Here is a 24,811-nt window from a genome sequence, read left to right on the forward strand (position 1 = left end):
GTCTGCGATGAACGTCGATGGCATTTCCTCGTTCGCTGCGGTCGACCTCGGCGCGTCCTCCGGGCGCGTCGTGGCCGGCCGGGTCGGCCCGGACACCCTGGAGCTCACCGAGGCGCACCGGTTCGTCAACGAGCCGGTGCGCCTGGCCGGCACGCTCCACTGGAACGTGACCGGCCTCTACGCCGAGATCCTGCGCGGTCTCCGCTTCCTCGGTCGCGACCACGCCGTGCCCCGGTCGATCGGCGTCGACTCCTGGGCGGTCGACTACGGTCTGCTCGACGCCGAGGGCGCGTTGCTCGGCGCGCCCGTGCACTACCGCGACGAGCGCACCGAGGGGGTGGCCGCCGCGGTCGCGGCCGAGATCGGGGCGGCGTCGCTCTACCGGCGGACCGGCCTGCAGACCCTGCCGTTCAACACCGTGTACCAGCTGGTCGCGGGTCGGAAGAGCGCGGCGTACCAGGCGGCGGGCGCGCTCCTGCTCATCCCGGACCTGATCGGCTACTGGCTCACCGGGGCGCAGGGCGCCGAGGTCACGAACGCCTCGACGACCCAGCTGCTCGACGTCCACCGCCGCAGTTGGGACGTGGAGCTGGCCACGGACCTGCGCCTGCGCCCGGAGCTGCTGCCGCCGCTGCGGCAGCCCGGCGACCGGCTCGGCGGGCTGCGCGAGGACGTCGCGGCCGAGGTCGGGTTCGACGCTCCGGTGGTGGCGGTCGCGTCGCACGACACCGCGTCGGCGGTGATCGGGGTGCCCGCGGTGGGGGACCGGTTCGCGTACATCTCGTGCGGCACCTGGGGCCTGGCCGGGCTGGAGCTCGACCGGCCGGTGCTCTCCGAGGCGAGCCGCGAAGCCAACTTCACCAACGAGGCCGGCATCGACGGCACGGTCCGCTACCTGCGCAACGTGATGGGGCTGTGGTTGCTGCAGGAGTCGGTGCGGTGGTGGGAACGCTCCGGATCGGGCTCCGACCTGCCGACACTCCTGGCCGACGCCGCCGAGGTGCCCGCCGGTCGCACGGTGATCGACGTCGACGACGCCCGGTTCCTGCCCCCGGGCGACATGCCGTCGCGGATCGCGGCCTTCGCGAGGGAGACGGGCCAGCCGGTCCCGGCGACGCGCGGCGAGGTCGTGCGGTGCATCCTCGACAGCTTGGCGCTGGCCTTCCGGCGCACCATCCACCAGGCGTCGTCGTTGGCGTCGCACGACGTGGACGTGGTGCACCTCGTGGGCGGGGGAGCGCGTAACGCGCTGCTGTGCCGGCTGACCGCGGACGCGACCGGGTTGCCGGTGGTCGCGGGCCCGGTGGAGGCCACCGCGCTGGGCAACGTGCTGGTGCAGGCGCGCGCCGCAGGCGTGGTGGGTGACCTCGGAGAGGCCCGCGCGCTCCTGGCCGCGACCCAGCCGACCGTGCGCTACGACCCTCGTCCCGGCATCGACTGGGACACCCTCGCCGCTCGGCTAGCCTGAAGAGGGTGGGCAACCTCCTCGCGGTCAGCGATCTGCACGTCGGGTACAAGGAAAATCGCGACGTGGTGCGGTCGCTCCGGCCGCTCGCGGAGGACGACTGGCTGATCGTGGCGGGTGACGTCGCGGAGCGGCTCGAGCACGTCGCCTGGACCCTGAAGGTGCTGACGCTCTCGTTCGCGAAAGTGATCTGGGTGCCGGGCAACCACGAGCTCTGGACGTCGCCGAAGGACCCGGGCTCCCCGCGCGGTGCCCTGAAGTACGACATGCTCGTCGAAGCGTGCCGCGCGCTGGGGGTGACCACCCCGGAAGACCCGTACCCGACGTTCGACGGCGGCGCCGAGCCGGTGACGATCGCCCCGTTGTTCACGTTCTACGACTACTCGTTCCGCCCGGAGGGTCAGACGCAGGAGCAGGCCCTCGCGCAGGCCTACGACGTCGGCGTCGTCTGCACCGACGAGGCGGTCCTGCACCCCGACCCGTACGGGACCCGGGGTGACTGGTGCCGGGCGCGGGTCGAGTCGACGGCCGCCCGGCTCGACGCCGAGCTGCCGCCCGACCAGCGGACCGTGCTGATCTCGCACTGGCCACTGCACCCGGCGCCGACCAAGCGCCTGCGCTACCCGGAGTTCGCCCAGTGGTGCGGGACGACGCTGACCTCGGACTGGCACCTGCGGTACCGGGCGGCGGTCGCGGTCTACGGCCACCTGCACATTCCGCTGAGCGACGTCGTCGACGGCGTTCCGTTCGAGGAGGTGTCCCTCGGCTACCCGCGCGAGTGGCGTCCCCGCTCGCGCCCCCACGGCCTGCCGAGGGTCGTCCTCCCCGCCGCCGGCTAGCCCGCCACCGGTACGTCGGCGCCGTCGCGCAGGTAGACCGGGATCTGCTCGAGCGGGGCGTCGGCCTCGATCGTCGTGCCGCCCTCGAACACCTCACCCGAGAACGCGTGGGTCCACCGGGCGCCGGCCGGCAGGTACACCGGCCGGGAGCGGGCGCCCGCCTCCAGCACCGGCGCGACGAGCACGTCCGGGCCGAACATCAGCTGGTCGTCGACCTCCCACGCCCGGGCGTCGTCGGGGAAGTCGACGAAGAGCGGACGCATTGCCGGAAGCCCCTCGGACGAGGCCCGATCCAGCTGGGCGTGCAGGTACGGGCGCAGCCGCTCCCGCATGAACATCACGTCCTTGATGATCGGGAAAGCGGTGTCCCCGAACTCCCACACCTCGTTCGGGCCGCCGGTCATGTCCCAGCCGGTCGACATCCGGGGTTCGCGGTTGCCGTGCAGCCGGAACAGCGGGCAGAACGCGCCGTACTGGAACCAGCGGACCATGAGCTCCCGGTACGCCTCGTCGGACGCGTCACCGCCGTGGAAACCGCCGATGTCGGTGGTCCACCACGGGATTCCGGCGATCGCGATCGACAGCCCGGCACGCACCTGGCGGCGCAGCGCGTCCCAGGTCGCGGGGATGTCACCCGACCACACCGCGGCGGCGTACTTCTGCGAGCCGGCCCAGGCCGAGCGGCAGAGCAGCACGGTCTCCGGGTCGTCGGTCGCGGCCATCCCGTCGTAGAACATCCGCGCGGTGTCCCGCGGATACACGTTCACCACCTCCGCGCCCGGGCCCGCGTGCAGCGAGAGGTTCGCCGGATGGCCCGGGTTCAGCTCCGGCTCGCACGCGTCCAGCCACCACACGCGGACGCCGAGGTCGAAGTAGTTCTTCTTCGCCACCGACCACAGGAACTCGCGGGTCGCCGGGTTCGTCGGGTCGTGGAACGTGATCGGCATCGGCACCGGCATGCCCTTGTCCCGGATCGTGGCGTGGAACTCCGCGCCCTGATCGGTGCCGATGAGCATTCCCTCGTCGCGCAGCTTCGGATAGTTCTCCGACAGCGGCGAGATCGTCGGCCAGATCGACACCATCAGCCGGACCCCGAGCTCGTCGAGTTCGGACATCATCGCCGCCGGGTCCGGGTACTCCTCCGGGTCGAACTTGTAGTCGCCCATCGCCGTCCAGTGGAAGAAGTCGCTGACGATCACCTCCAGCGGCAGCCCCCGGCGCTTGTGTTCGCGCGCGACCTCGAGGAGCTCTTCCTGGTTGCGGTAGCGCAGCTTGCACTGCCAGAACCCCGACGCCCACGACGGCAGCTTCGGCGCGTGGCCGGTGGCGTCGGCGTACCGGGACAGGATCGAGGCCGGGGAACCCACCGTGATCCAGTAGTCGATGGCCCGCGCCTGGGTCGCCGTCCACCGGGTCACGTTGTCGGCGAACTCCACCCGCCCGACCGCCGGGTTGTTCCAGAGGAAACCGTAGCCGCGGTTGCTCAGCACGAACGGGATCGACACCTCGGCGTTGCGCTGCACCAGGTCGAGCGCGAGTCCCTTGTGGTCGAGCCGGCCGTGGGTGCGCTGCCCCATCCCGTAGAGCCGCTCGCCGGGGTAGGCCTTGAACTGCTGGTGCAGCTCGCCGGCGCCCGACCGGTTGCCGTAGTGCACCCGCGCGCCCGGCCACCAGAAGTGTTCGCGCTCCTCGGCGAGCAGTTCCTCGCCGGTCGAGGTCCGCACGAAACGCACGAGCGGGAACGGGTACCCGTCGTCCTCCGGCAGCTCGACGAGGACGGTCAGCTCGCCGTTGACCAGCTTCCCGTCCTCGACGGTGACCGGGCCGGATTCCGGGCGGTCCTGCAGCGCCCCGACGTCGGACGCCGGGATCTGCTCGCGCGCGGACCGGACCCGCACGCTGTCGGTTCCCCATGGCTCGATCCGGAGTACTTCGTGTTGAAAGCGGACTTCCAAGGCGTCCATGGCTTATCTCCTACTTGAGCGAGCCGGCGGTGGTACCGGCGGCGACGTACCGCTGCGCGACCACGAGCAGCACGACCGCGGGGATCGACGCGAGGACCGCGGTGGCCATCACCGAACTCCAGTCCTTCACGAAACTTCCGACGTACGTGTACAGACCGAGCGTCACCGGCCGGACGTCCTCGGTCGTGGTGAGCGTGAGGGCGAACAGGAAGTCGCCCCAGGTGAACAGGAACGTGAAGAGCGCACCGGTGACCAGCGCGTTGCGGCTCATCGGCAGCACGATCGACCGGAACGTCCGCACCGGACCGGCGCCGTCGACCCACGCGGCCTCGATCACCTCGCGCGGCAGCGCGCCCATGAACGCGCGCAGGATGAGCATCGCGAACGGGATACCGGCGGTGGAGTCCGCGAGGATCAGGCCGAGGTACGAGTTCAGCAGGCCCAGGTCGTTGTACGCGGTGTAGAGCGCGTTGGCGACGACGATGCCCGGCACCATCTGGCTGAGCAGCACACCGAGCAGCACGACCCCGGCCCCGCGGACGCGGAAGTGGGCCAGCGCGTAGGCCGCCGGTGTCGCGATCAGCAGGCTGAGCACGACGCTGCCCACCGAGATGATCAGGCTGGTCATCAAGTGACCGCCCTGGTCACGGAACGCTTTGGTGTAGCCGGAGAAGTCGAGCTCCACCGGCACCCACGGTGTGAACGCCGCCCCGCTCGACGGCTGCAGCGAGACGTTGACCATCCAGTAGATCGGGAACAGCACCACGGCCAGGATGAGCACCCCGCCGGCCGTCCAGCCCCAGCCCTTCATGCTTCCCTCCGGGCCGAGCGCAGGTAGACGAACGCGAACACCAGCGAGATCACGATCAGGATGTTGCCCAGCGCCGCTCCCTGGCCGAAGTCGAACTCGACGAACGACAGCTGGTAGGACTGCGTGGCAAGCGTCTGGGTGGCGTTCGCCGGGCCACCCCGGGTGAGGCCGAGGATCAGGTCGAGCACCTTGATCGTGTAGACCAGCCCGAGCACCAGGACGACGTTCACCACCGGTCTCAGCAGCGGCCAGGTGACGTACCGGAACGCCCGCCAGCCGGTGGCCCCGTCGAGCGCCGCCGCCTCGTAGAGATCGGGCGGGATGTCCTGCAGCCCGCCGTACAGGATCGTCGTGTTGAACGGGATCCCGATCCAGATGTTGACGATGATGCACGCGATCAGCGCGAGCGACGTGCTCGTCAACCAGCCCGGGCTACCGGGGATCACCCGGTTCAGCGCCCCGTTGTCCTGATCGAGGATCCAGCGCCAGATGGCGCTCGCCACGATCAGCGGGATCAGCCAGGGCAGCAGGATCAGTGACCGCAGCAGCCCCGACAGCGGGAACCGCCGCCGGAAGTACAGCGCGATCCCCAGGCCGAGCACGAACTGCCCGGCGATCGAGGCCACCGTGAACACGGCGGTGTTGAGCAGCGCCTTGCCGAAGACCGACGAGCCGATCACCGCGCTGTAGTTCGCGAACCCCACCCACGGTGCCTCGCCGGTGTAGAACGTCGAGGTCGTGTACTCCTGGAAGCCCATCGTGAGGTTCTTGACGATCGGGTACCCGAAGAACAGCACGAGGTAGGCCACCGCCGGCACCAGGAACAGGATTTCCAGTGCCCGGTGCCGGCGACGTGAATCAACCATTCTGTGCGTCCTGCAGCGCCTTCTGCGGTGTCGCGCCGCCGGTCAGCGCGGCCTGGACGGCGGTGTAGATCTTCGTCGCGGCCTTCGGCCAGTCCGCGCCGAGCTCACCGGTGCGGGCGCGGGCGTCCTTCACCAGCGTGCTGAACGCCTTCATGCTCGGCACCTCGGTGACGAACTTGTCCTGCAGCGACGTCTTCGTCGGGACCGTCTGCCGCTCCTTGGCCAGCAGCAGCTGGTTCTCGTCGCTGTTGAGGCACTCGACGATCTTCGCGGCGTTCTTCTGCTTGTCCTTGTTGCCGGTGTTCGGGATCGTCCAGGTCTCGCCGCCGAGCGGGGCGACCGCGGTGCCACCGGCCTTCGGCGCCGGGATCGGCACCACGTCGTAGTGCAGCTTCGTGTCCTCGTTGAGCACCGGGAACTGCCAGGGGCCGTTGACCATCATCGCGGCGTTCCCGGCCTTGAACTGGTCGTTGACGTCGGCCTGGGTCCAGTTCAGCACCGACTTGGAGGCGGACCCGTCCTTGACCAGGTCGACCCAGAGCTGCAGGGCCGCCGCGGTCTCGGGCGTGGCGATGTTCTTCTCGTCCCCGCCGTTCGACCACATGAACGGCAGGAACTGCCAGGTGCCCTCGTAGTTGGCGGGCGCGGAGAACCCGATGCCGTACTGCTTGCCCTTGGTGAGCTTCTTGGCCGCGGCACGCAGCTCTTCCCAGGTCGTCGGCGGCTGCACGCCGGCCGCGGCCAGGATGTCCTTGTTGTAGAACAGCCCGATCGTGTTCGTGACCGGCTGCAGGCCGTAGAGCTTGTCCTTGTAGGTCGAGGCCGCGACGACGCCCGGCACGTAGCCGTCGGCCTTCAGGTCGTAGTCGCTGAGCGGGGAGAGCGCACCGGTCGCCGCGATCTGCTGCAGGTCGGGGTTGTCGAGCATCAGGACGTCCGGCAGCGTCCGGGAGGAGCTCTGCTGCAGCACCTTCTGGATGAGCGTGTCGCCGGGCACGGCCTCGCGCTGGATCGTCACCTTGTTCTCGGCGGCGCAGGCGTTCAGCACCTTGGTGTAAACGGCTTTGTCGGGTTCGTTGTTGTAGTAGTCGAGGACGCGTAACTTCGTCGGGTCTCCGCCCGAGTCGCTCCCTCCGCCGCCGCACCCGGCGAGTGCGAGCGGGAGCGCCAGAGCCAGTGCGGCTGCGGCGCGAACCATCGATCGACGCTGATCCATGAGCTGGGGTCCTTCCGAGATGGGGGTTGATCGTCGATACGTATCGATGAACGGCACGTGGAGTGCCCCGACCGGGGGAAGAGCTACGGGCCGGGCAGTACCGTCTGTCGTCGGGTGAGTTGCGGGGTGATCAAGTCGATCAGGGGCGGTGCGGTCCGGTCCTCGAGCAGGCGGAACAGTGTCTGCATCGCCCGCCGGGAGACGTCCCGCGGTTCCAGCGAGACGTTCGTGACCGGCGGCTCGCCCTCGGCGGCCGCGGCGTCGGTGAGCAGGCCGATCACCGACAGGTCCCGTCCGGGCACCAGACCGCGGGCGTTGAGCGCGTGCAGCAGCGGCTGAACGGTGTTCGACGCCGGCACGACGACGCCCAGCCGCCGGGCGTCGATCGCGGCCAGCCGTGCCGCGGCGTCCCCCGCGGCTTCCCGGCCCCATTCGACCGGCGCGATGATCTCCAGCGGCAGGCCGTGGCCCGCGGCCGCCGACCGGGCGGCGTCGGCGAAGCGCCGGACGTAGTTGAGGTCGCGGAGCACGATGTCGGCCGGGTGACCGATCAGCGCCAGCCGATCGTGGCCGGTCGCGGCGAGCTCGCCGACCGCGAGCCGGGCGGCTTCGGCGAAGTCGAGATCGACGCAGTGCATGCCGTGCGGGTCGGCCGGGACGCCGATCAGGATCACCGGCGTGCGGACGTTCGCCGCCACCGCGAGCCGGTCGTCGACGGTCTGCAGGTCCATCAGGATGATCGCGTCGCACAGCGACCGGCCGGCCAGCCGCCGGATGCCGGCCGAGCCCTCGTCCGCGGTCACGAGCAGCACGTCGTGGTCGCGGGCGCGGGCGGCACCCGCGATCGTCTCGATGAACGGCAGCAGGCCGGTGGTGTCGACGCCCACCCCGAACGGCACCACCAGCCCGACGACCTTCGTCCGCTGGCTGGCGAGGGCGCGGGCACCGGCGTTCGGCTCGTAGGTGAGGCGGTCGATCGCGTCGAGTACGCGGCGCCGGGTCTCCTCGGAGATCGGGCGCTTGCCGCTCATCACGTAGGAGACCGTGCTCTGCGAGACACCGGCGAGGCGGGCGACGTCCTTGCTCGTGAACGTGGCCACCGCGCCCTCCCACCTGTATCGATGCGTATCGATGGCGGCGAGGTTAAGCGCTCCCGCGGCGTCCGCGCAAGGGTCGAGTTTCAGGACCGCTCGTCCGGGCGCCCGACGATACGGACGACGCGGACGATCGGACCGACCTCCAAGGTGGCCACGTTGCCCCACTCGACGACCAGATCACCGTCGGCGGTGGAGTACTGGAGACGCCCGCCGCGGTGGAGATCCTGACCGAACCGGCGCAGCGCGTCCTGGGGCGAACGCGCCACCACTCGAACAATTCGGGCAGTACCGTCAATCGCGACCCGTACCCAGAATTCACGCGCCGGTTCCGGACTGTTTTCTGACGGGCGTTCGCGCTGCATAGGGGCACAGTATCGAACTCTCGTTCGAAAGTTCGTGCGGGTGGTACCGGCGCGCCCGCCGGGATGATCGAGGTGTCTGAGTAGGTCGGGACACCGAGTAATCAGACGGGGTCGCGAGCCGATTCACTCACGTTCCTTCGGGAGGTGATCCCTACTTACTTGGCGTCAGCCCGTGCTTTTCTGACAACTACTCTTCAGAATTGAATATGCACCCTCAGCGACGAGGGTCGGGGCGTGGAAGTTCTACTGGTCCGTGGCGACGGGATCGGAGACAAAGTCATGGGTCGTTACGTCAAGAAGCGCGGGGACGACGCGGAGACGCAGTACTGGTACCCGGGCGAGAAGGTCGACTGGATGCAGGGCGCGATCGCCATCGGCGGCGGCGTGATCGCGGGGGTGGCGATCCGGCTCGTCACCGACAGCACCATGTGGGGTGCCGCGGTCGGGTTCTCGGTGACCGCCGGGCTCGCCGGCATGTACCTCGGCCGACGCGACGCCCGGGCGCTCGCCGTGACCGACACGACCCGATTGTCGGGCTTGGTGCTGATCGGGATGGCGTTCCTCCGTGCCCTGGCCAAGGGGTCGGGTGCGGCGCTGGCCGCGATCGTCATCTCCAGGGCGGCGACGCCGGGGATCTGGACCGAGTGGCTCCTGCCGCTGGTGCCGGCGGTGATCGGCGCGGTGGCCCACCACCTCGGCATGTTCTACGAGAACCTGGAGAAGGCGTCGCAGGTCCAGGTCAAGGCGTCGGAGTCGGAGCTGGCGAAGTTCGCGGCCGAGATGCGCAAGGCCAAGGAGACCCAGGCCGCCGCTCCGCCGGTCGAGACCCCGACCGAGGCGCTGCCGCCGGTTCCCGAGCGTCAGGACATCCCGGCCGCGTCCCTGCCCGGCGAGGTCGACGACAAGCCGCGGTGGCCGCAGCGGGCCGGCACGGAGAGCACCGGGTTCCACTCGGAGAGCGGCGCGGTGTTTTCCCGGCGTCGGCCCGCCGACGCACGCTAGTTTTTGCTCGAAAGTTTTTGCACACTCGGTGAATGCGCTGGTGGGGTGCCCGTGACGGCTGGCTGACGAGAGCCCGCCGCGACGGCGCCTACCAGCGCTTCGTCGATCGCACCGACGACGTGATGCTCGGGCTCTCGGTGGTGTTCGTCGTCGTGCTGGTCTGGCCGGTGCTCGACCAAGGCCTCTCGGCGTCGGCGCGGGAGTGGTTCCACTGGGCCGACGTCACGATCTGGGTCATTTTTGTCGTCGAGTACACGACCCGCTTCGTCCTGGCGCCCGAACGCGCGCGATTCGTCCGGGATCATCTGCCTGACCTCGTCGTCGTCCTCATTCCGCCGCTGCGTGGTCTGCGCATCGTCGCGGTGCTGCCGCGGCTGCTGGGGCTCGTCAGCATGGTCGGGCGTCTCTCTCGGCAGAGCCTGGCCGTGCGGACCGGCACCTACACCGCGATCCTGGCGATCGGCGTGCTGTTCGCGGGGGCGGTGACCGTCTACGGCGCCGAGCGCGACCACCCCGACGCGAACATCCGCACGTTCCCGGACGCCGTCTGGTGGGCGATGACCACGATGACGACCGTCGGGTACGGGGACCGGTTCCCGGTGACCGCTCAGGGCCGGGCGATGGCCGCCGTCCTGATGCTGGCCGGCATCGCGATCCTCGGCATCGTGACTGCGAGCATCGCGGCCTGGTTCATCGGGCAGTTCACGGCGGTCGCCTCCGCGGTCGAGGAGGAGGTCGATCGGGACGTCGAGATCCTCTCCGCGGTGAGAGAACTGTCTCAGCGGTTGGAGCGTTTAGAGAGTCGACTTGACGACGTGGTGGGTCGGGTTGACGACACGCGACACGCCGAAAAGGGCAGAACCGGTACAGAACCGGCTCTGACACGCGATGATCTAGGCATCTGACCGGGCAGAACGGCTTGGCACGACACCCGCCCCGAGGGCATCATGAGTGTCGACCTATCGATGGACGAGAGCGTTGGGGAAGGCGTACCTCGTTCCTTCGGGAGGTCTCCGGTGTCAGCACGTGGCGTTTTGTACGTCCACTCCTGCCCGCCTGCGGTGTGCCCGCATGTGGAGTGGGCTGTCGCACGGGTCCTTGGCGTGCCCGTGAATCTCAAGTGGACGGCACAACACGCCGATCCTACGACCCTGCGTACCGAGTCCCAGTGGACCGGTAGCCCGGGGACGGCGGGTGAGATCGCCACGGCGCTGCGCGCTTGGCCGATGACTCGTTTCGAGATCACCGAGGAACCCAGCCCCGGCGTCGACGGGGAGCGCATCATGCACGTCCCCGGGCGGGGGGTGCACCGCAGCACGATGAGCGCCAACGGCGACATCATGGTGTCCGAGGACCGCCTGCGCAGCCTGCTGGCCACCGCGGCCGGCCCGGACGCGCTCGCGCACGGCCTGGAGAAGCTCCTGGCCGCCGAGTGGGACATCGAACTCGAGCCGTACCGGCACGCGGGAGACGGCGCCCCGGTCACCTGGCTGCACCGGACAGGCTGAGTACGGTGGGGCAGTGGCCCGTCACGCTCGGATTGCCCCCAGCCGGTTCGACCGTCCCGGGGGTGGATCCCGGCGACCGCTGTTCCTCGCGATCGCCGGGGTCGTCGTCATCGGGCTCGTGGTCGGCGGCGTGTGGGTGACGCGTGAGCGGCCGTCGTCGCCGTCACCGGACGGCACCTCGGCGCCCGCCCCGTCGGGAGACACCGCCGCCCAGGCGCGGGCCATCGCCTCGAAGCTCGAGGACGTCGACTTAGTCGGGCAGATGCTCATGCCGTTCGTCTACGGCGACGACCCGGACGAGGTCAGCGCCTCCACGCGCGAGCTGAACCAGGCCCGCACCGGAGCCGGGACACCCGCCGAGATCATCACGAAGTACCGGCTCGGCGGCGTGATCCTGGTCCGCAGGGCCTCCGACGACCCGACGGCGCCCACGAACCCCGCGTCGAACATCGGCTCGCCGGCCCAGGTACGCAAACTCACCGACGGGCTGCAGAAGACCGCCGCCGAGCTGCCCGCCGGCGTCCCGCTGATGATCGGCGTCGACCAGGAGCACGGCACCGTGACCCGGATCCGCGACGGGGTCACCCGGCTGCCCACCGCGATGGCGTTCGGCGCCGCCGACGACCCGGCGCTGACCGAGCAGGCCGCCGCCGTGTCCGGCTCGGAACTCGCGGCGCTCGGCATCGACGTCGACTTCGCGCCGGACGCGGACGTGATCGGCGGTCCGGGCAACACGGTGATCGGTTCCCGGTCGTTCGGCGCCGACCCGGGGCTGGTGAGCCGCCACGTCGTGGCCTCCGTTCGCGGGTACCAGAAGGCGGGCGTGGCCACCGCGCTCAAGCACTTCCCCGGCCACGGCCACACCGACGTCGACAGCCACGAGGCGATCCCGGTGCTGGGGCAGGACCGGTCCGCGCTCGACCAGGACGACCTGGCGCCGTTCAAGGCCGGTATCGACGCCGGGAGCCGGATCGTGATGTCCGGCCACCTGGACGTCGAGGCGATCGATCCCGGCACCCCCGCCTCGCTGAGCCACAAGGTGCTCACCGACCTGCTCCGCGGCGAACTGGGGTTCACCGGGATGGTGGTCACCGACGGGTTGGACATGAAGGCGCTCACCGACAGGTACCCGGCCGGTGAGGTGGCCGTGCGTGCGGTGCTGGCCGGCAACGACCTGCTGCTGCTCCCGCCCGACGTGAAGGGGGCCCAGCAGGCGCTGCTGGGGGCGCTGAAGTCCGGGCGGCTGCCCCGGGAGCGGGCGGTGGAGGCCGTGACGCGTGTCCTCACGGTCAAGCTCGCGTCGCGGCCGGCCGCGCCGGGGCTGGACTCGCTGAAGTCGGCCCAGCACGTGTCGGCGGTGGAGCGGGCCTCGGCGGCCGCGATCACCGTGCTGCGCGGCAAGTGCTCCGGGCCGCTGGTGCGAGGCCCGGTGACGATCACGGGCGGGTCGTCCGAGGCCCGGGCGTTCCTGACCGCGGCGTTGGACCGGGTCGGGGTGAAGATCGGCGCCGGTGGGGACTCGATCCACCTGGCGGGATACCTGGACACGGCCGCGGACCTCCGCCCCGCGTCGGTGACGGTGGCCACGGACACGCCGTACGTGCTGGCGTCGGCGAAGTCCCCGACGCTGCTGGCCACGTACGGGACCGTGGAGTCCTCGATGAAGGCGCTGGCGAACGTCCTGGTGGGCCGGGCCAAGGCTCCAGGAAAAGCACCCGTACCCGTGAGTGGCCTCCCCCGCTCGGCCTGCTCGTAAGACCGTCCTCGGCGCGGACCCGCCCCGCTGTGACCCCGGAAACACGTCGGGCCCGATCCCCACGAGGAGGACCGGGCCCGAGCGGGCAGAACTCAGAGCTCGCGGAACGCCAGCGCCACGTTGTGGCCGCCGAAGCCGAACGAGTCGTTGATCGCCGCGGTGATCTTCATCTTCCGCGCCGTGTTCGCGGCGATGTCCAGGCACACGCCGTCGTCCGGGTTCTCCAGGTTGATGGTCGGCGGTACGACGCCGTCCCGGATCGCCAGCACGGTCGCGATCGCCTCCACCGCTCCGGCCGCGCCGAGCAGGTGCCCGGTCATCGACTTGGTCGCGGTGACGACCGGGTGGTCGCCGATCGCCTTCTGCAGCGCGATCAGCTCACCCATGTCGCCGGCGGGCGTCGACGTGGAGTGGCCGTTGACGTGCTGGATGTCGGCGCCGGTGAGGCCACCGTCGGCCAGGGCCTCCGCGACGGCCCGGGCCTGACCCGACCCCGAGGGGTCCGGCTGCACGATGTCGTACCCGTCGGCCGTGATGCCGGCGCCGGCCAGTACCGCGTACCCGGAGCGGCCCCGGGCCCGGGCGTGTTCGGCCCGCTCGAGCACGACCATGCCGCCGCCCTCACCCAGGACGAACCCGTCCCGGGCCTTGTCGAACGGACGCGAGGCGCGCTCGGGTTCGTCGTTGCGCGTCGACATCGCGCGCATGGCGCCGAAGCCGGCCATCGGCAGCGGGTGGATGCAGGCTTCCGCGCCACCGGCCAGCACGACGTCCGCCTTGCCGGTGCGGATCAGCTCCAGGCCGATGGCGATCGCCTCGGCGCCGGTCGCACACGCGGAGACCGGTGCGCGCACGGCGGCCTTCGCGCCGACCTCGAGCCCGACCACAGCAGCGGGCCCGTTCGGCATCAGCATCGGGATGGTGAGCGGGGAGACCCGACGGGGGCCCTTTTCACGCAGCACGTCCCACTGGCCGAGCAGCGTCAGCGCGCCGCCGATACCGGAGCCGACCACGACGGCCAACCGCTCCGGGTCGACGTCGGGGGAACCCGCGTCGGACCAGGCCTCGCGCGCGGCCACGACGGCCACCTGCTGCACGCGGTCCATGCGGCGCGCCTTGACGCGCTCGATGATCTCGGTGGGCTCGACCGCCAGCTTGGCGGCGATCCGCACCGGTAGGTCGGTGGCCCAGTCGTCGGTCAGGGCCGCGACGCCGGACTTGCCGTCCAGCATCGCCTGCCAGGTGGTGGAGACGTCGCCACCGAGCGGGGTGGTGGCACCCAGCCCGGTGACGAGCACCTCGACGTTCGCCCCGGCGCCGGTGGGCGCCGAGGCGGCGGAAACCGCCTGAGCGGCGGAGACCTCAGCGGAGGGGCGCTCGGTCATTCGATCAGGCCTGCGCCTGGGAGATGTAAGCCACCGCGTCGCCGACGGTCTTCAGACCCTGGACGTCGTCGTCCGGGATCTTGACGCCGAACTTCTCCTCCGCGGCCACCACGACCTCGACCATGGACAGCGAGTCCACGTCCAGGTCGTCGGTGAACGACTTGTCGTCGGCGACGTCGTCCTTCTGGACGTCGGCGATCTCCTCGAGGATCTCAGCCAGACCGGCGCGGATCTCGTCGTTGCTGCTCACTGTTGACGCATTCCTCTCTGTGGTGAGACGGCTCAGGGGATGGTAATGACCTGGCCGGCGTACGTGAGACCCCCACCGAAGCCGAACAGCAGGGCCGGGCCGCCGGAGGGCAGCTCACCCCGCTCGACCAGCTTGGAGAGGGCCAGTGGGATCGAGGCCGACGACGTGTTGCCGGACTCGACGATGTCCCGGGCGATCACCGCGTTCGTCGCCCCGAGGCGCTTGGCGATGTGATCGATGATGCGGACGTTGGCCTGGTGCGGAACGAACGCTACCAACTCGGTCGGGTCGATGCCCGCGCGCTCGCAGGCCAGCCGGGCGAACGGGGCCAGCGCGGTGGTGGCCCAGCGGAAGACCGCCTGGCCCTCCTGCCGGATGTAACCCCCGTCGTCGATGTGGAGCACGTCACCGCGCGGACCGTCACTGCCCCAGTACACCGGGCCGATGCCGTTCTGCTCGGCCGCGGTGACCACCGCGGCCCCCGCGCCGTCGGCGAACAGGATGCACGTGGTGCGGTCGGCGAAGTCGATCACGTCGGTGAGCTTCTCGGCGCCGATCACCAGCGCGGTCTTCGCCGCACCGGAGACGATCGCGTGCTGCGCGGTGGCCAGCCCGTAGCTGAAGCCCGAGCAGGCCGTGTTGACGTCGAACGCGCCGGGCGCGTTGATGCCCAGCCGCGCGGCGACCTGGCTGGCGACGTTCGGCAGCATCGTCGGCGGGGAGAGCGTCGCGACGATGACGAGGTCGACGTCGCCGGCCTCGATGCCCGCGTTGGCCAGCGCCTTGCCGGCCGCGGCCACCGACATGTCGAGCGCGGTCTCGCCGTCGGCCGCGAACCGGCGGGCCTTGATGCCGACCCGGTCCTGGATCCAGGCGTCGTTGGTCTCGACGCCGAACTGGGTGGTCAGGTCGTCGTTGGTGACGATGCGGGCGGGTTGGTAGTGACCGAGGCCGACGATGCGAGCGCCGGATCCTTCGGTGTAGCGGCTCATCGGGAGGCCTCCGAACTGTGCGCGGCGATCAGCTCGGCGGCAGCCGGCAGGTCGTCGGGTGTGTTGACGGTGACGACCTGGACGCCCTTCATCGCGCGCTTGGCCAGCCCGGCGAGCGTACCGGCCGGGGCGAGTTCGATCGCCGCGGTGACCCCGAGCTCCAGCAGGGTGGCCTGGCAGGAGTCCCACCGCACCGGCGAGGTGACCTGCCGGACGATCCGGTCCCAGGCGTCCGCGCCGGAGTCGACGGCGGTGCCGTCGGAGTTCGAGAGAAGCGTGCGCTGCGGTTCGGCCACCGAGACGTCGAGCGCCCCGAGAGCGTCCCGCGCGGGGCCCATGAACGGCGTGTGGAACGCCCCCGCCACCTGGAGCGCGATCACGCGCGCCCGGGCCGGCGGGTCGTCGGACAGCTTCGCCAGGGCCGGCAGCGGCCCGGCGGCGACGATCTGACCGGCACCGTTGCGGTTCGCGGGGTACAGGCCGAGTGAGTCCAGGCGCTCCAGCACCTCGGCCTCGACGCCGCCGAGGACCGCGCTCATACCGGTGGGTTCCAGCGCGCACGCGGCGGCCATCTCCCGTCCGCGCGCGGCGGCCAGCGACACCGCGTCCGACGGCGTGAGCACACCGGCAAGCGCGGCGGCCGTCAGCTCACCGATGCTGTGACCGGCCACGACCGACGCGCGTTCGATCGGGAGGAAAGCCGCGACGGCGAGGCCGGCGGCGACCAGAAGGGGCTGGGTCTTGGACGTGTCCCGGATCTCGTCCGCATCAGCTTCGGTTCCGAGGCGCACCAGGTCCAGACCGGTGGCGGCCGAGTGGTCACCGAGCACAGCGGTGGCCCGGTCGGCGCCGTCCCAACCGGTGAGCCACGGGGTGAGGAAACCTGGCTTCTGCGAGCCCTGTCCGGGGGCGAGTAGGGCGAGCACGTAAGAAGCCTCGCAACTGAACCGGTTCTTTCGCGGTAGGGCGAGCGACTAACTCCTACGCAGGTTTTTGGAGGAAACCTCCAAAGGATGACCGGTACGCGCGACGCGCGTCACTCGCTGAGCTCTTTTCCACCCCAAGTCGGTCGAAGGACTCAGTGCCCGTGCATGCGTCCGATCGCGAGGGCGAGCCGCAGGCTGAACGCCTCGCGCGGGTTCGTCGGTGCCAGGCCGGTGATCTCGGAGATCCGACGCAGACGGTAACGCACGGTGTTGGGGTGGACGAACAACATCCGGGCAGTGCCTTCGAGGGTGCCGCCGCTGTCGAGGTACACCGAGAGCGTCTCGACGAGAGTCGGCCCGGCCGCGTCGAGCGGCTTGTAGACGTCGGACACCAACCGGCGCCGGGCCTCGGTGTCCCCGGCGAGCACCCGCTCGGGCAGCAGGTCGGCGGCGGCGACCGGGCGGGGTGCCGCCGGCCAGGCCGCGACGGCCCGCCAGCCCGCCTCCGCCGCGCGTGCCGATTCCGGCGCTCCGGAGAGCGTCGGCACCGCGTGGCCGACCACCACCGGCCCCGGCCCGAACTCCGCGAGCAGCATCTGGGTGGCCCGCACCGGGTCGTCGGCACCACCCAGCACCGCGACCAGCCGTTGCCCCTGGACGCCGGCCAGCACGTCCAGCCCGGCCCGGCGGCCGATGTGCACGAGGCTGTCGACGATCTGGTCGGAGTCGGCCACGGTGGCCGACCCGGGCGCGGTGCCGATCACCACCGAGACGGGGGAGAGGTCGGTCCAGCCCAGTGCGGCCGCCCGGCTGGCCAGCGCGTCGGCCGGGTCGCCGCGCAGCAGGGCGTCGACCAGGAGGGCCTGCAGGCGCAGGTCCCACGCCCCGCGGGTCTCGGCCGCCCTGGCGTAGACCTCGGCCGTCGCGAACGCGACCTCGCGCGAGTACCGCAGGATCGCTTCCCGCAGCTCGGACTCCTCGCCCGGCGCGGCCAGCTCGCCGGCCTGCTCCTCGGCCACCTCGACGGTGATCTTCACCATCGCCAGCGCCTGCTGCAGCGTCACCGAGCGGGCCATCTCGCGCGGTGCGGCGCCGAACACGTCGCCGGTGACCTTGGGCCGGCTGATCGGGCTGCGCATCCACTGCACCAGCGAGCCGATGCCGGCCTGTACGACGAGCGTCACCCAGGAGCGCTGGTCGGCCGGGAGTGCGCGGAACCAGGGGAGCGTGTCGTCCATGCGTGCCACGCTCCGCGTCGCCAGCGCACCGGAGGCCCGTTCGATCCGGCGGAGCGTCGCGGCGAGTGGAGCGGAGGTCACGGGCGAAGCGTCCCACGTCGACGCCGGGAGTGACATAACTAGTTATATAGCGCAACTATGTAGTAGTGTCGACGGCGTGCTAGGCGAAGAGCTGTACGTCCGGATCGCCCGGCTGCACCGGTTGATCGCCACCGACGTCGTCGCCGGGCCGAGCGTCGCCCAGGCGCGGACGCTCGGGCGGCTGCTGGCCGACGGTCCGCAGCGCGTCAGCGCGCTCGCGGCGGCCGAACGGACCGCGCAGCCGTCGATGACCGCGCTCGTCGACCGCATGGAGAAGGCCGGCTGGGTCACGCGCGCCCCCGACCCGACCGACGGCCGCGCGGTCACCGTGACCGTCACCGAACGCGGCGCCGCCGAGGTCGCCGCGGTGCGCGTGGCCTCCGGCCGGGCGCTGGACGAGCGCCTGGCCCTGCTCTCCGAGACCGACCGCACGGCCCTCCGGGCCGCACTACCCGCGCTCGACGTCCTGTTGGCGACCGACTGACCCTGACGACTTCGTCATCGACGCCGAGCGGCGAACCGCGGCGAGGCGGCTGACGTGACACGAACCGAGGGAGACGACATGACCGACCTCGCCCACCGGGAAGAGGCGCCGGCCGCCGCGCCGAGCATCCTCCGGCAGCCCATGGCGGTGTGGGCGGTGGCGTTCGCCTCGGTGATCGCGTTCATGGGGATCGGGCTGGTGGACCCGATCCTGCCGGCGATCGCCCGCGACCTGGACGCCACCCCGAGCCAGACCTCGCTGCTGTTCACCAGCTACATGGCCGTGACCGGCGTCGCGATGCTGATCACCGGCGTGGTCTCGAGCCGGATCGGGCCGCGATGGACGTTGCTCTCGGGGCTCGCGGTGATCGTCGTGTTCGCGGCGCTGGCCGGGGCGTCCGACTCGATCGGCGCGATCGTCGGGTTCCGGGCCGGTTGGGGCCTGGGTAACGCGCTGTTCATCGCGACCGCGCTCGCGACCGTCGTCGGGGCCGCGAGCGGTGGCGTGGCCAGCGCGATCATCCTCTACGAGGCCGCGCTCGGGCTCGGCATCGCGACCGGGCCGCTGCTCGGTGGTGTGCTCGGGGGCATCAGCTGGCGTGGGCCGTTCTACGGTGTCGCGGTGCTGATGGCGGTCGCGTTCGTCGCGATCCTGGCGCTGTTGCCGCCGATCCCGAAGGCCACCCGCACCACGTCGGTGCTCGACCCGTTCCGGGCGCTGCGCCACCGCGGCCTGCTGACCCTCGGGCTGACCGCGCTGCTCTACAACTTCGGGTTCTTCACGCTGCTGGCCTACACCCCGTTCCCGCTCGGCCTGGACGCGCACGGCCTCGGCCTGGTGTTCTTCGGCTGGGGCCTGTGCCTGGCGTTCACGTCGGTGTTCGTCGCGCCGCGGCTGCAGCGGGTCTTCGGCACGCTGCCGACGATGTACGTGAACCTCGCCGCGCTGTCGCTGCTGCTGGTCGTGATGGGGCTCGGGGTCTCCTCGCCCACCACGCTCGTCGTCTGCGTCGTCGCGGCCGGCCTGCTGCTCGGCATCAACAACACGCTGATCACCGAGTGCGTGATGGAGGCCGCGCCGGTCGAGCGCGGGGTGGCGTCGGCGGCGTACAGCTTCGTGCGGTTCATCGGCGGTGCGATCGCGCCGTACCTGGCGACGAAGCTCGCCGAGGAGGTCAACGCCCAGATCCCGTTCTACGTCGGGGCGCTCGGGGTGGGGCTGGCGGTCGTGGTGCTCCGGCTCGGCCGCGGGTACCTGCGTCACGTCGACCGCCACGAGCCCGCCCCGGCGTCCGCGGCGGTCGTGACCGCCGCCGACGCCGACTGATCCCCGGGCACCCGGTGGCCGGGCGCGGCCGGGGGCGGGTTACAAACGGGGCATGAGCGAACCGTTGCCGGAGGGTGGCCGCCCGGGTCGGCCGGTGGCCTACGGACCCGGGCCGGAGCAGGTGGCCGAGTTCTACGAGGTGCCCGACCCGGCCGCGGTGGTGCTGTTCCTGCACGGCGGCTACTGGCGTGCCCGGTACGACCGGTCGCACGCGCGTCCGCTCGCGACCGCGCTCGCCGACGCCGGTTACGCGGTCCTCCTGGCCGAGTACCGCCGCGTGGGGCAGCCGGGTGGCGGCTACCCCGGCACGCTGGAGGACGTCGCCACGCTCGTCGACACGCTCCCGGCCGCGGTCGCGCCGGGCCGGCCGCTGATCCTCGCCGGACACTCGGCCGGCGGCCAGCTGGCCCTCTGGGCCGCCGCCCGCCGGTCTCTTCCCCCGGGAGCCCCCGGCGCGCCACTCGCTCCGGTCGCGATCGCGGGGGTGGTGGCGCTGGCGCCGGTCGCCGATCTGCGCGTGGGGGCGGAGCTGGGGCTGGGGGACGGGGCGATCGAGGACTTTCTCGGCGGTTCGCCGGGTTCGGTGCCCGAACGGTACGCGATCGCGGACCCCACCGGCCTGCCCCGGCCGGCCGTCCCGGTGACGATCCTGCACGGCGAGGCCGACGACGTCGTCACCCCGGACGTCTCGCGCAACTACGCCGCCGACGGCCGGGCCGACCTGATCCTCATCCCCGGCGCGGACCACTTCGGCGTCATCACGCCGGGCTCGCGCGAATGGCCACGAGTGCTCACTGCGCTAAGTGCGCAGATATATCCCTTTTGATCCAGTAATATCCCCTCGCTGGCAAGGCCAAGGGGGATGGCAGTGGCGGAGCGAACACGCAAGGCGGTCGTACCGAGCGGGGTCGAGCGCACGATGGCCGAGGACGAGCTGATCGTGAGCAAGACCGACGCCAGAGGGATCATGACCTACGTCAACGACGTGTTCCTTCGGGTCTCGGCGTACCCGGAGAGCGAAGTGCTGGGGCAGCCGCACAACATGATCCGGCACCCCGACATGCCGCGCTGCGTCTTCAAGCTGCTCTGGGACACGATCAAGTCCGGGCAGGAGATCTTCGCCTACGTCGTGAACCTGGCCGGCGACGGCGCGCACTACTGGGTGCTCGCCCACGTCACGCCGTCGTTCGGGCCGGGCGGCCAGATCATCGGCTACCACTCCAACCGGCGGACGCCCGACCGCGCCGGCATGGACGTGATCCGCCCGCTCTACGGCCAGCTGGCCGCCGAGGAGCGCCGGCACGCCAAGTCGTCCGACGCGCTGGCGGCCTCCGCCGCGATGCTCGCCCGCAAAGCCGAGGAGCACGGCGGGTACGAGCGCTTCGTCTGGTCGCTCGAGTCGGCGCGGGCGGGTGCCCGGTGAAGAACGTGGACGGACAGTCGGAGGTCGAAATCTACCGCGGCGCGCTGCGTGCGCTGGCCGTCGCGTGCGAGGCCACCGGCAAGGGCGACTTCGAGGTGCGGGTGCCGCAGCTGCCGGGTGAGGACCGCTACCCGGACGTCGCCACGATCCGGCACAGCCTCAACCATCTGCTCGACATGACCGACGCGTTCATCCGCGAGGCCGCAGCCTCGCTCGCCTCGGCCACCGAGGGCCGGTTCCACCGGAAGTTCCTCGAGCGCGGCATGCAGGGCACGTTCCGCTCCGGGGCCCGGTCGATAAACGTGGCCCGCGAGGCCATGCAGGCCAGCGCTCGGCGGGTCGAGGAGGTGACGGAACACCAGCTCGCGCTCGCGGCCGATTTTGAGAACGCCGTGCTCTCGGTCTCCGAAACCGTGGCCGCGGCCTCCACCGAGCTCGGTGCGTCGGCGCAGACGCTGGCCGGCGCGACCAGCAAGGCCGTCGAGTCCACCGACCAGGCCACCGCCACGATCCAGACGATGAGCGAGGCGTCGGCGCAGATCGAGCAGATCGTCCAGATCATCACGAAGATCTCGGCGCAGACGCGGCTGCTGGCGCTCAACGCGACGATCGAGGCGGCCAGGGCCGGGGAGGCCGGCAAGGGCTTCGGCGTCGTCGCCACCGAGGTCAAGCAGCTCGCCGACGAGACCTCGCGCGCCAGCGAGCGCATTCTCGAGCAGGTCACGGATGCGAGCTCGCGCACCGACGACGCGGTCGCCGCGATCCGCAGCGTCACCGCGTCGGTCTCGGAGATGGACCAGATGGCCGCCGGTATCGCCGAGGCGGTCGAGGGCGGAGGCGTCGGGTCCGGCGGCTTGTCCCAGATGGCCGAGACGCTCAGCAGCGAGGTCACGAAGTTCCTGGGAGTGCTGCGCCAGGCGTGACACGACGCAATCACGGGTGTGTCACATTCGTGTAATTACGTCACCGAAGTTCTAATCTGTGCGCATGGCGAAGCATCGTGCGATTTGTCCGTCTCTGGTTACTGTCGCGTCTCTCTTGACCCTGTTGCTCGGGGCCGCGGTGATGGCCGAGGTCGCGGTCGCCGCGGTGCCGGGCGTGCTGATCTGGCAGCTGGCCGTGGCCTGGGTGGCCTGCTCCGTCGCCCTCGGCCTGCGTGAAGGTCGCTCCTGGGCGCTCTACGCCACCGCGATCCTGGCCGTGGCGAGTCCCGGCCTCGCGATCGCCGCCGCCGACGTGGTCGGCCCGGTTGCCGCGGCGCCGTTCCTCCTGGCGCCCGCCGCCGTCGCGCTGCTCGTTCCCGAGCGGTCGGCGCGCTGGCTGCGGCGCCGCCGGCCGGCCTCGGCTCCCACCGGGCGCATCATGGTCAGCACCCCGGTGACCGGGAGCACGACCCGGACGTCGGCGGCGCTGGCGGTGCAGAGCGACTACGCGCTCGTCGGTGCGGTGCCGGCCCAGGGTTCGGCCGGCGCCTCGGTGTAGGGCTCGCACCGGGTGGCCGTGCGAGCGGCCGACGTCCGGAGCGCAGGGGCTCCCTGGGGCTGAGGGCCGGTCGGTGACCGGTCGGGGAGCACGGGCCGGGCAGCGCGCCGCGCTGCCCGGCCGTTGGCGTCGTCAGATGTCGCGCAGCCGCGGGAGAACCCGCTCGCACACCTCGGTGGCCCAGCTCGGCGGGTCGTCGACACCCCGGTTGCCGACCCACACCTGCTCGACGCCGATCTTCGCGTACTGCTCCATCGTGCGCAGGAACGTGTCGGTGTCCCCGAGCGCGTCGAGGCCGGTGATTATCGTCTTCTCGATCTCCGCCGGGTCGCGGCCCACGTCCGCGCAGTGCTGGTTCAGCACCTCGATCTTGTGCGCCACGGTCTCGACGTCCGGCGCGAACAGGTTGCACAGATCGCCGTACTGCGCGACCAGCCGGAGCGTCTTCTTCTCGCCGGAACCGCCGATCATCACCGGCGGACCGGGCTGCTGGATGGGTCGCGGCACGCAGAGCGTCTCCGCGAGCCGGTAGTGCCTGCCCTCGAACGGGCCGTCGTCGTCGCTGAACATCTGCCGGGAGATCCGCACCGTCTCCTCCAGCCGCTCGAACCGCTCGGCCAGCGGCGGGAACGGGACGCCCAGCGCGTGGTGCTCCTTCTCGTACCAGGCGGCGCCGACTCCGAACATCGCCCGCCCCTCGGAGAGCACGTCGAGCGTCGCGACGGTCTTGGCCAGCAGGCCGGGATGGCGGTAGGTGACGCCGGTGACCAGCAGGCCGAGCTTGATCCGGCGGGTGATCCCGGCCAGGAAGCCCAGGCCCGTGTAGCCCTCGAGCATCGGCTCGGTGGCGGGCGCGACGGTCTCCATCTGGAACCAGTGGTCCATCAACGTGAAGGTGGTCGCGCCGCCCTCGTCGGCGGCACGAGCGGTCGCTGCGAGCAGCGGCGCGATCGCGGTGTTCCCGCCCGGAAAGGAGAAGTTCGGGTAGTGGATCGCAAGTTTCACCGACCAACCGTAAGACGTCAGCCGGTGGTGCGCCTGCGGGGCGCGCGGCGCGGATAGGCCTTCGCCGTCTCGGCCAGCCGCGACGCGTGCTCGGCCTGGCGCCGCCAGTGGCCGTAGAGCGCGCCGCTCGCCGCCAGCTGGTCGAACGTCGAGATCGTGTCGGCCGACACGAACGCCGGCTCGGCGTCGCGCCAGGGCGTGCCGGGCAGCGGCATGAACGTGTGGGCGTGCACGCGCCCGCCGAGGGCCGCCACGGCTTCGGCCAGCCGCAGCGAGGCCTCCGCGTCCTCGGCGTCCTCGCCCGGCATCCCGAACAGGAAGTCGACGTTGGGCCGGAAGCCCTCCGCGGCGGCGATCCGCACCGCGTCCAGCACCGGACCGGCGCCGTGGCCGCGCCGGGACGCCGCGAGCATCCGGTCGGAGCCCGACTGGGCGCCGATGATGATGTTGTCGTTCGACACGTACCTGCGCAGCATCCGCATCGCGCCCGGCGTGACGTGCTCGGGCCGCACCTCGGAGGGGAACGACCCGAAGAACAGCCGGCCGTGCGGCGGCAGCTCGGCCCGTACCGTGCCGAGCAGCTCCTCCACCGCGTCGAGGTCGGGCTCCTCGGTCTGGGTGCCGTAGGACAGCGACGTCGGCGTCGTGAAACGCACGTCCTTCAGGCCGTCGGCGACCATCGCACGCACGTGCCAGCGGACGTTCTCGACGCTGCGGTGCCGGAAGCGCGCGGAGAACATGAACGGGGTCTGGCAGAACTTGCAGGCGTAGATGCAGCCGCGGGTGAGCTCGATCGGACCGTACTTGTGGTACTTCAGCGAGAACGAGCCGAACGCGTCGAGCTCCCGGGTGATCGCCGGGCCGGTACGCAGGGCCACGCCGTCGGAGTCCCGGACGGCCAGCCCGCGGACGCCGGTCAGCGGAGCCCCCGTGCCGACCGCGTCGACGAGCCGGACGATCGTCGTCTCCCCCTCGCCGATCGCGGCGACGTCCCAGCCCGCGTCGAGCACCTGCTGCGGTTCGGCGGTGGCGTGCACCCCGCCGGCCACGTGCAGCACGCGCTCGTCGTCCACCAGGGCGCGGACGGCGGCGAGCTCGACGGCGAGCGCGTCGGCGTCGGGGGAGTAGAAGGACCAGAGCACCAGCACGCGGTCGGCTTCGTCCAGTGCGGAGCCGACCGCGGCCGCGGTCTGTTCCGGGGAGGTCGCGAACGCGACCGTGAACGGGGTCTCCGGAGGTTCGGCCTCCAGCGCCCCGAGCAGGGCGTGGTGGCCGTAGGTCACGGCCTTGCGGTACCGGAGGACGACGGCGACGCTCACGCCGCCATTCTGGC

The 24,811-nt window shown here is 71.3% G+C and carries 24 protein-coding genes and 1 pseudogene; 12 read left to right on the forward strand and 13 right to left on the reverse strand.

The window, feature by feature from the left end; genetic code table 11:
- The first annotated feature begins 7 nt into the window (after nt 1–7).
- Together CRYAR_RS09065 and CRYAR_RS09070 are read left to right on the forward strand one after the other, a co-directional pair.
- Nucleotides 8–1,468: a rhamnulokinase gene (locus CRYAR_RS09065; RefSeq protein ID WP_211247351.1), complete on the forward strand. Its 1,461-nt coding sequence runs from the start codon at nt 8–10 to the stop codon at nt 1,466–1,468.
- Nucleotides 1,465–2,304 carry a metallophosphoesterase family protein gene (locus tag CRYAR_RS09070; RefSeq protein WP_063725688.1) on the forward strand — a complete coding sequence of 280 codons (840 nt, stop codon included), beginning with the start codon at nt 1,465–1,467 and terminating at the stop codon, nt 2,302–2,304. The genes CRYAR_RS09065 and CRYAR_RS09070 overlap by 4 nt, the downstream gene beginning before the upstream one ends.
- Here CRYAR_RS09070 and CRYAR_RS09075 read toward each other — a convergent pair.
- The 6 genes from CRYAR_RS09075 to CRYAR_RS47975 all read right to left on the reverse strand — a co-directional run bounded on the left by CRYAR_RS09075 (nt 2,301) and on the right by CRYAR_RS47975 (nt 8,524).
- Complete coding sequence (locus CRYAR_RS09075) at nt 2,301–4,268, reverse strand: glycoside hydrolase family 31 protein (protein WP_035849829.1); 1,968 nt, start codon at nt 4,266–4,268, stop codon at nt 2,301–2,303. The genes CRYAR_RS09070 and CRYAR_RS09075 overlap by 4 nt on opposite strands.
- 10 nt (nt 4,269–4,278) lie before the next feature.
- Nucleotides 4,279–5,079 carry a carbohydrate ABC transporter permease gene (locus tag CRYAR_RS09080; RefSeq protein ID WP_035849831.1) on the reverse strand — a complete coding sequence of 267 codons (801 nt, stop codon included), beginning with the start codon at nt 5,077–5,079 and terminating at the stop codon, nt 4,279–4,281.
- Complete coding sequence (locus tag CRYAR_RS09085; RefSeq protein ID WP_035849833.1) at nt 5,076–5,945, reverse strand: carbohydrate ABC transporter permease; 870 nt, start codon at nt 5,943–5,945, stop codon at nt 5,076–5,078. The genes CRYAR_RS09080 and CRYAR_RS09085 overlap by 4 nt, the downstream gene beginning before the upstream one ends.
- Nucleotides 5,938–7,143 carry a sugar ABC transporter substrate-binding protein gene (locus tag CRYAR_RS09090; RefSeq protein WP_211247352.1) on the reverse strand — a complete coding sequence of 402 codons (1,206 nt, stop codon included), beginning with the start codon at nt 7,141–7,143 and terminating at the stop codon, nt 5,938–5,940. Before CRYAR_RS09090 ends, CRYAR_RS09085 begins: the two co-directional genes overlap by 8 nt.
- A gap of 101 nt (nt 7,144–7,244) precedes the next feature.
- Nucleotides 7,245–8,261: a LacI family DNA-binding transcriptional regulator gene (locus tag CRYAR_RS09095; protein ID WP_035849838.1), complete on the reverse strand. Its 1,017-nt coding sequence runs from the start codon at nt 8,259–8,261 to the stop codon at nt 7,245–7,247.
- A gap of 80 nt (nt 8,262–8,341) precedes the next feature.
- Nucleotides 8,342–8,524: a hypothetical protein gene (locus CRYAR_RS47975; RefSeq protein WP_169745015.1), complete on the reverse strand. Its 183-nt coding sequence runs from the start codon at nt 8,522–8,524 to the stop codon at nt 8,342–8,344.
- A gap of 330 nt (nt 8,525–8,854) precedes the next feature.
- On the opposite strand from CRYAR_RS47975, the gene CRYAR_RS09105 reads away from it, so the two are divergent.
- The 4 genes from CRYAR_RS09105 to CRYAR_RS09120 all read left to right on the forward strand — a co-directional run bounded on the left by CRYAR_RS09105 (nt 8,855) and on the right by CRYAR_RS09120 (nt 12,886).
- Complete coding sequence (locus CRYAR_RS09105) at nt 8,855–9,622, forward strand: hypothetical protein (RefSeq protein WP_157017520.1); 768 nt, start codon at nt 8,855–8,857, stop codon at nt 9,620–9,622.
- A gap of 32 nt (nt 9,623–9,654) precedes the next feature.
- Complete coding sequence (locus tag CRYAR_RS09110) at nt 9,655–10,527, forward strand: potassium channel family protein (protein WP_051569953.1); 873 nt, start codon at nt 9,655–9,657, stop codon at nt 10,525–10,527.
- A gap of 111 nt (nt 10,528–10,638) precedes the next feature.
- On the forward strand, nt 10,639–11,130 hold the full coding sequence (locus CRYAR_RS09115) for a DUF3145 domain-containing protein (RefSeq protein WP_035849844.1): 492 nt from the start codon (nt 10,639–10,641) through the stop codon (nt 11,128–11,130).
- A 13-nt stretch (nt 11,131–11,143) separates the two neighbouring features.
- A complete protein-coding gene (locus CRYAR_RS09120; protein WP_211247353.1) occupies nt 11,144–12,886 on the forward strand; it encodes a glycoside hydrolase family 3 protein in 1,743 nt (580 codons plus the stop codon).
- Nucleotides 12,887–12,978: 92 nt separating this feature from the next.
- Here CRYAR_RS09120 and CRYAR_RS09125 read toward each other — a convergent pair whose 3' ends face one another.
- The 5 genes and pseudogenes from CRYAR_RS09125 to CRYAR_RS09145 form a co-directional block, all read right to left on the reverse strand.
- A complete protein-coding gene (locus CRYAR_RS09125; RefSeq protein ID WP_084700273.1) occupies nt 12,979–14,271 on the reverse strand; it encodes a beta-ketoacyl-[acyl-carrier-protein] synthase family protein in 1,293 nt (430 codons plus the stop codon).
- A gap of 4 nt (nt 14,272–14,275) precedes the next feature.
- Entirely contained in the window at nt 14,276–14,521 is a 246-nt protein-coding gene (locus tag CRYAR_RS09130) for an acyl carrier protein (protein WP_035849846.1), read from the reverse strand.
- Between the two features lie 32 nt (nt 14,522–14,553).
- The gene (locus CRYAR_RS09135) at nt 14,554–15,513 is read right to left on the reverse strand and encodes a beta-ketoacyl-ACP synthase III (RefSeq protein ID WP_035849847.1); all 960 of its coding nucleotides are present in this window, start codon (nt 15,511–15,513) and stop codon (nt 14,554–14,556) included.
- 5 nt (nt 15,514–15,518) lie between these two features.
- A pseudogene (locus CRYAR_RS09140) lies at nt 15,519–16,439 on the reverse strand (ACP S-malonyltransferase); the annotation flags it as partial.
- Nucleotides 16,440–16,591: 152 nt separating this feature from the next.
- On the reverse strand, nt 16,592–17,758 hold the full coding sequence (locus CRYAR_RS09145; protein ID WP_035861456.1) for a PucR family transcriptional regulator: 1,167 nt from the start codon (nt 17,756–17,758) through the stop codon (nt 16,592–16,594).
- Nucleotides 17,759–17,834: 76 nt separating this feature from the next.
- On the opposite strand from CRYAR_RS09145, the gene CRYAR_RS09150 reads away from it, so the two are divergent.
- From CRYAR_RS09150 to CRYAR_RS09175, 6 genes are all read left to right on the forward strand, one after another.
- Entirely contained in the window at nt 17,835–18,242 is a 408-nt protein-coding gene (locus CRYAR_RS09150) for a MarR family winged helix-turn-helix transcriptional regulator (protein ID WP_035849851.1), read from the forward strand.
- A 78-nt stretch (nt 18,243–18,320) separates the two neighbouring features.
- The gene (locus tag CRYAR_RS09155) at nt 18,321–19,568 is read left to right on the forward strand and encodes an MFS transporter (RefSeq protein WP_035849853.1); all 1,248 of its coding nucleotides are present in this window, start codon (nt 18,321–18,323) and stop codon (nt 19,566–19,568) included.
- A 52-nt stretch (nt 19,569–19,620) separates the two neighbouring features.
- A complete protein-coding gene (locus tag CRYAR_RS09160) occupies nt 19,621–20,394 on the forward strand; it encodes an alpha/beta hydrolase family protein (RefSeq protein ID WP_063725689.1) in 774 nt (257 codons plus the stop codon).
- 93 nt (nt 20,395–20,487) lie between these two features.
- Nucleotides 20,488–20,991 (forward strand): PAS domain-containing protein, encoded by a 504-nt coding sequence (locus CRYAR_RS09165; RefSeq protein ID WP_342673858.1) that lies wholly within the window; start codon nt 20,488–20,490, stop codon nt 20,989–20,991.
- A 5-nt stretch (nt 20,992–20,996) separates the two neighbouring features.
- A complete protein-coding gene (locus tag CRYAR_RS09170) occupies nt 20,997–21,914 on the forward strand; it encodes a methyl-accepting chemotaxis protein (protein ID WP_211247355.1) in 918 nt (305 codons plus the stop codon).
- Nucleotides 21,915–22,029: 115 nt separating this feature from the next.
- A complete protein-coding gene (locus CRYAR_RS09175; protein ID WP_035849856.1) occupies nt 22,030–22,473 on the forward strand; it encodes a hypothetical protein in 444 nt (147 codons plus the stop codon).
- 132 nt (nt 22,474–22,605) lie between these two features.
- Here the strand turns inward: CRYAR_RS09175 and CRYAR_RS09180 are convergent, their stop codons facing one another.
- A complete protein-coding gene (locus tag CRYAR_RS09180) occupies nt 22,606–23,478 on the reverse strand; it encodes an LLM class F420-dependent oxidoreductase (RefSeq protein WP_035849859.1) in 873 nt (290 codons plus the stop codon).
- A gap of 17 nt (nt 23,479–23,495) precedes the next feature.
- Nucleotides 23,496–24,797 (reverse strand): TIGR04013 family B12-binding domain/radical SAM domain-containing protein, encoded by a 1,302-nt coding sequence (locus CRYAR_RS09185; RefSeq protein ID WP_035849861.1) that lies wholly within the window; start codon nt 24,795–24,797, stop codon nt 23,496–23,498.
- Nucleotides 24,798–24,811: the final 14 nt, after the last annotated feature.

It is taken from the genome of Cryptosporangium arvum DSM 44712 (assembly GCF_000585375.1).
Classification (GTDB): Bacteria; Actinomycetota; Actinomycetes; order Mycobacteriales; family Cryptosporangiaceae; genus Cryptosporangium; species Cryptosporangium arvum.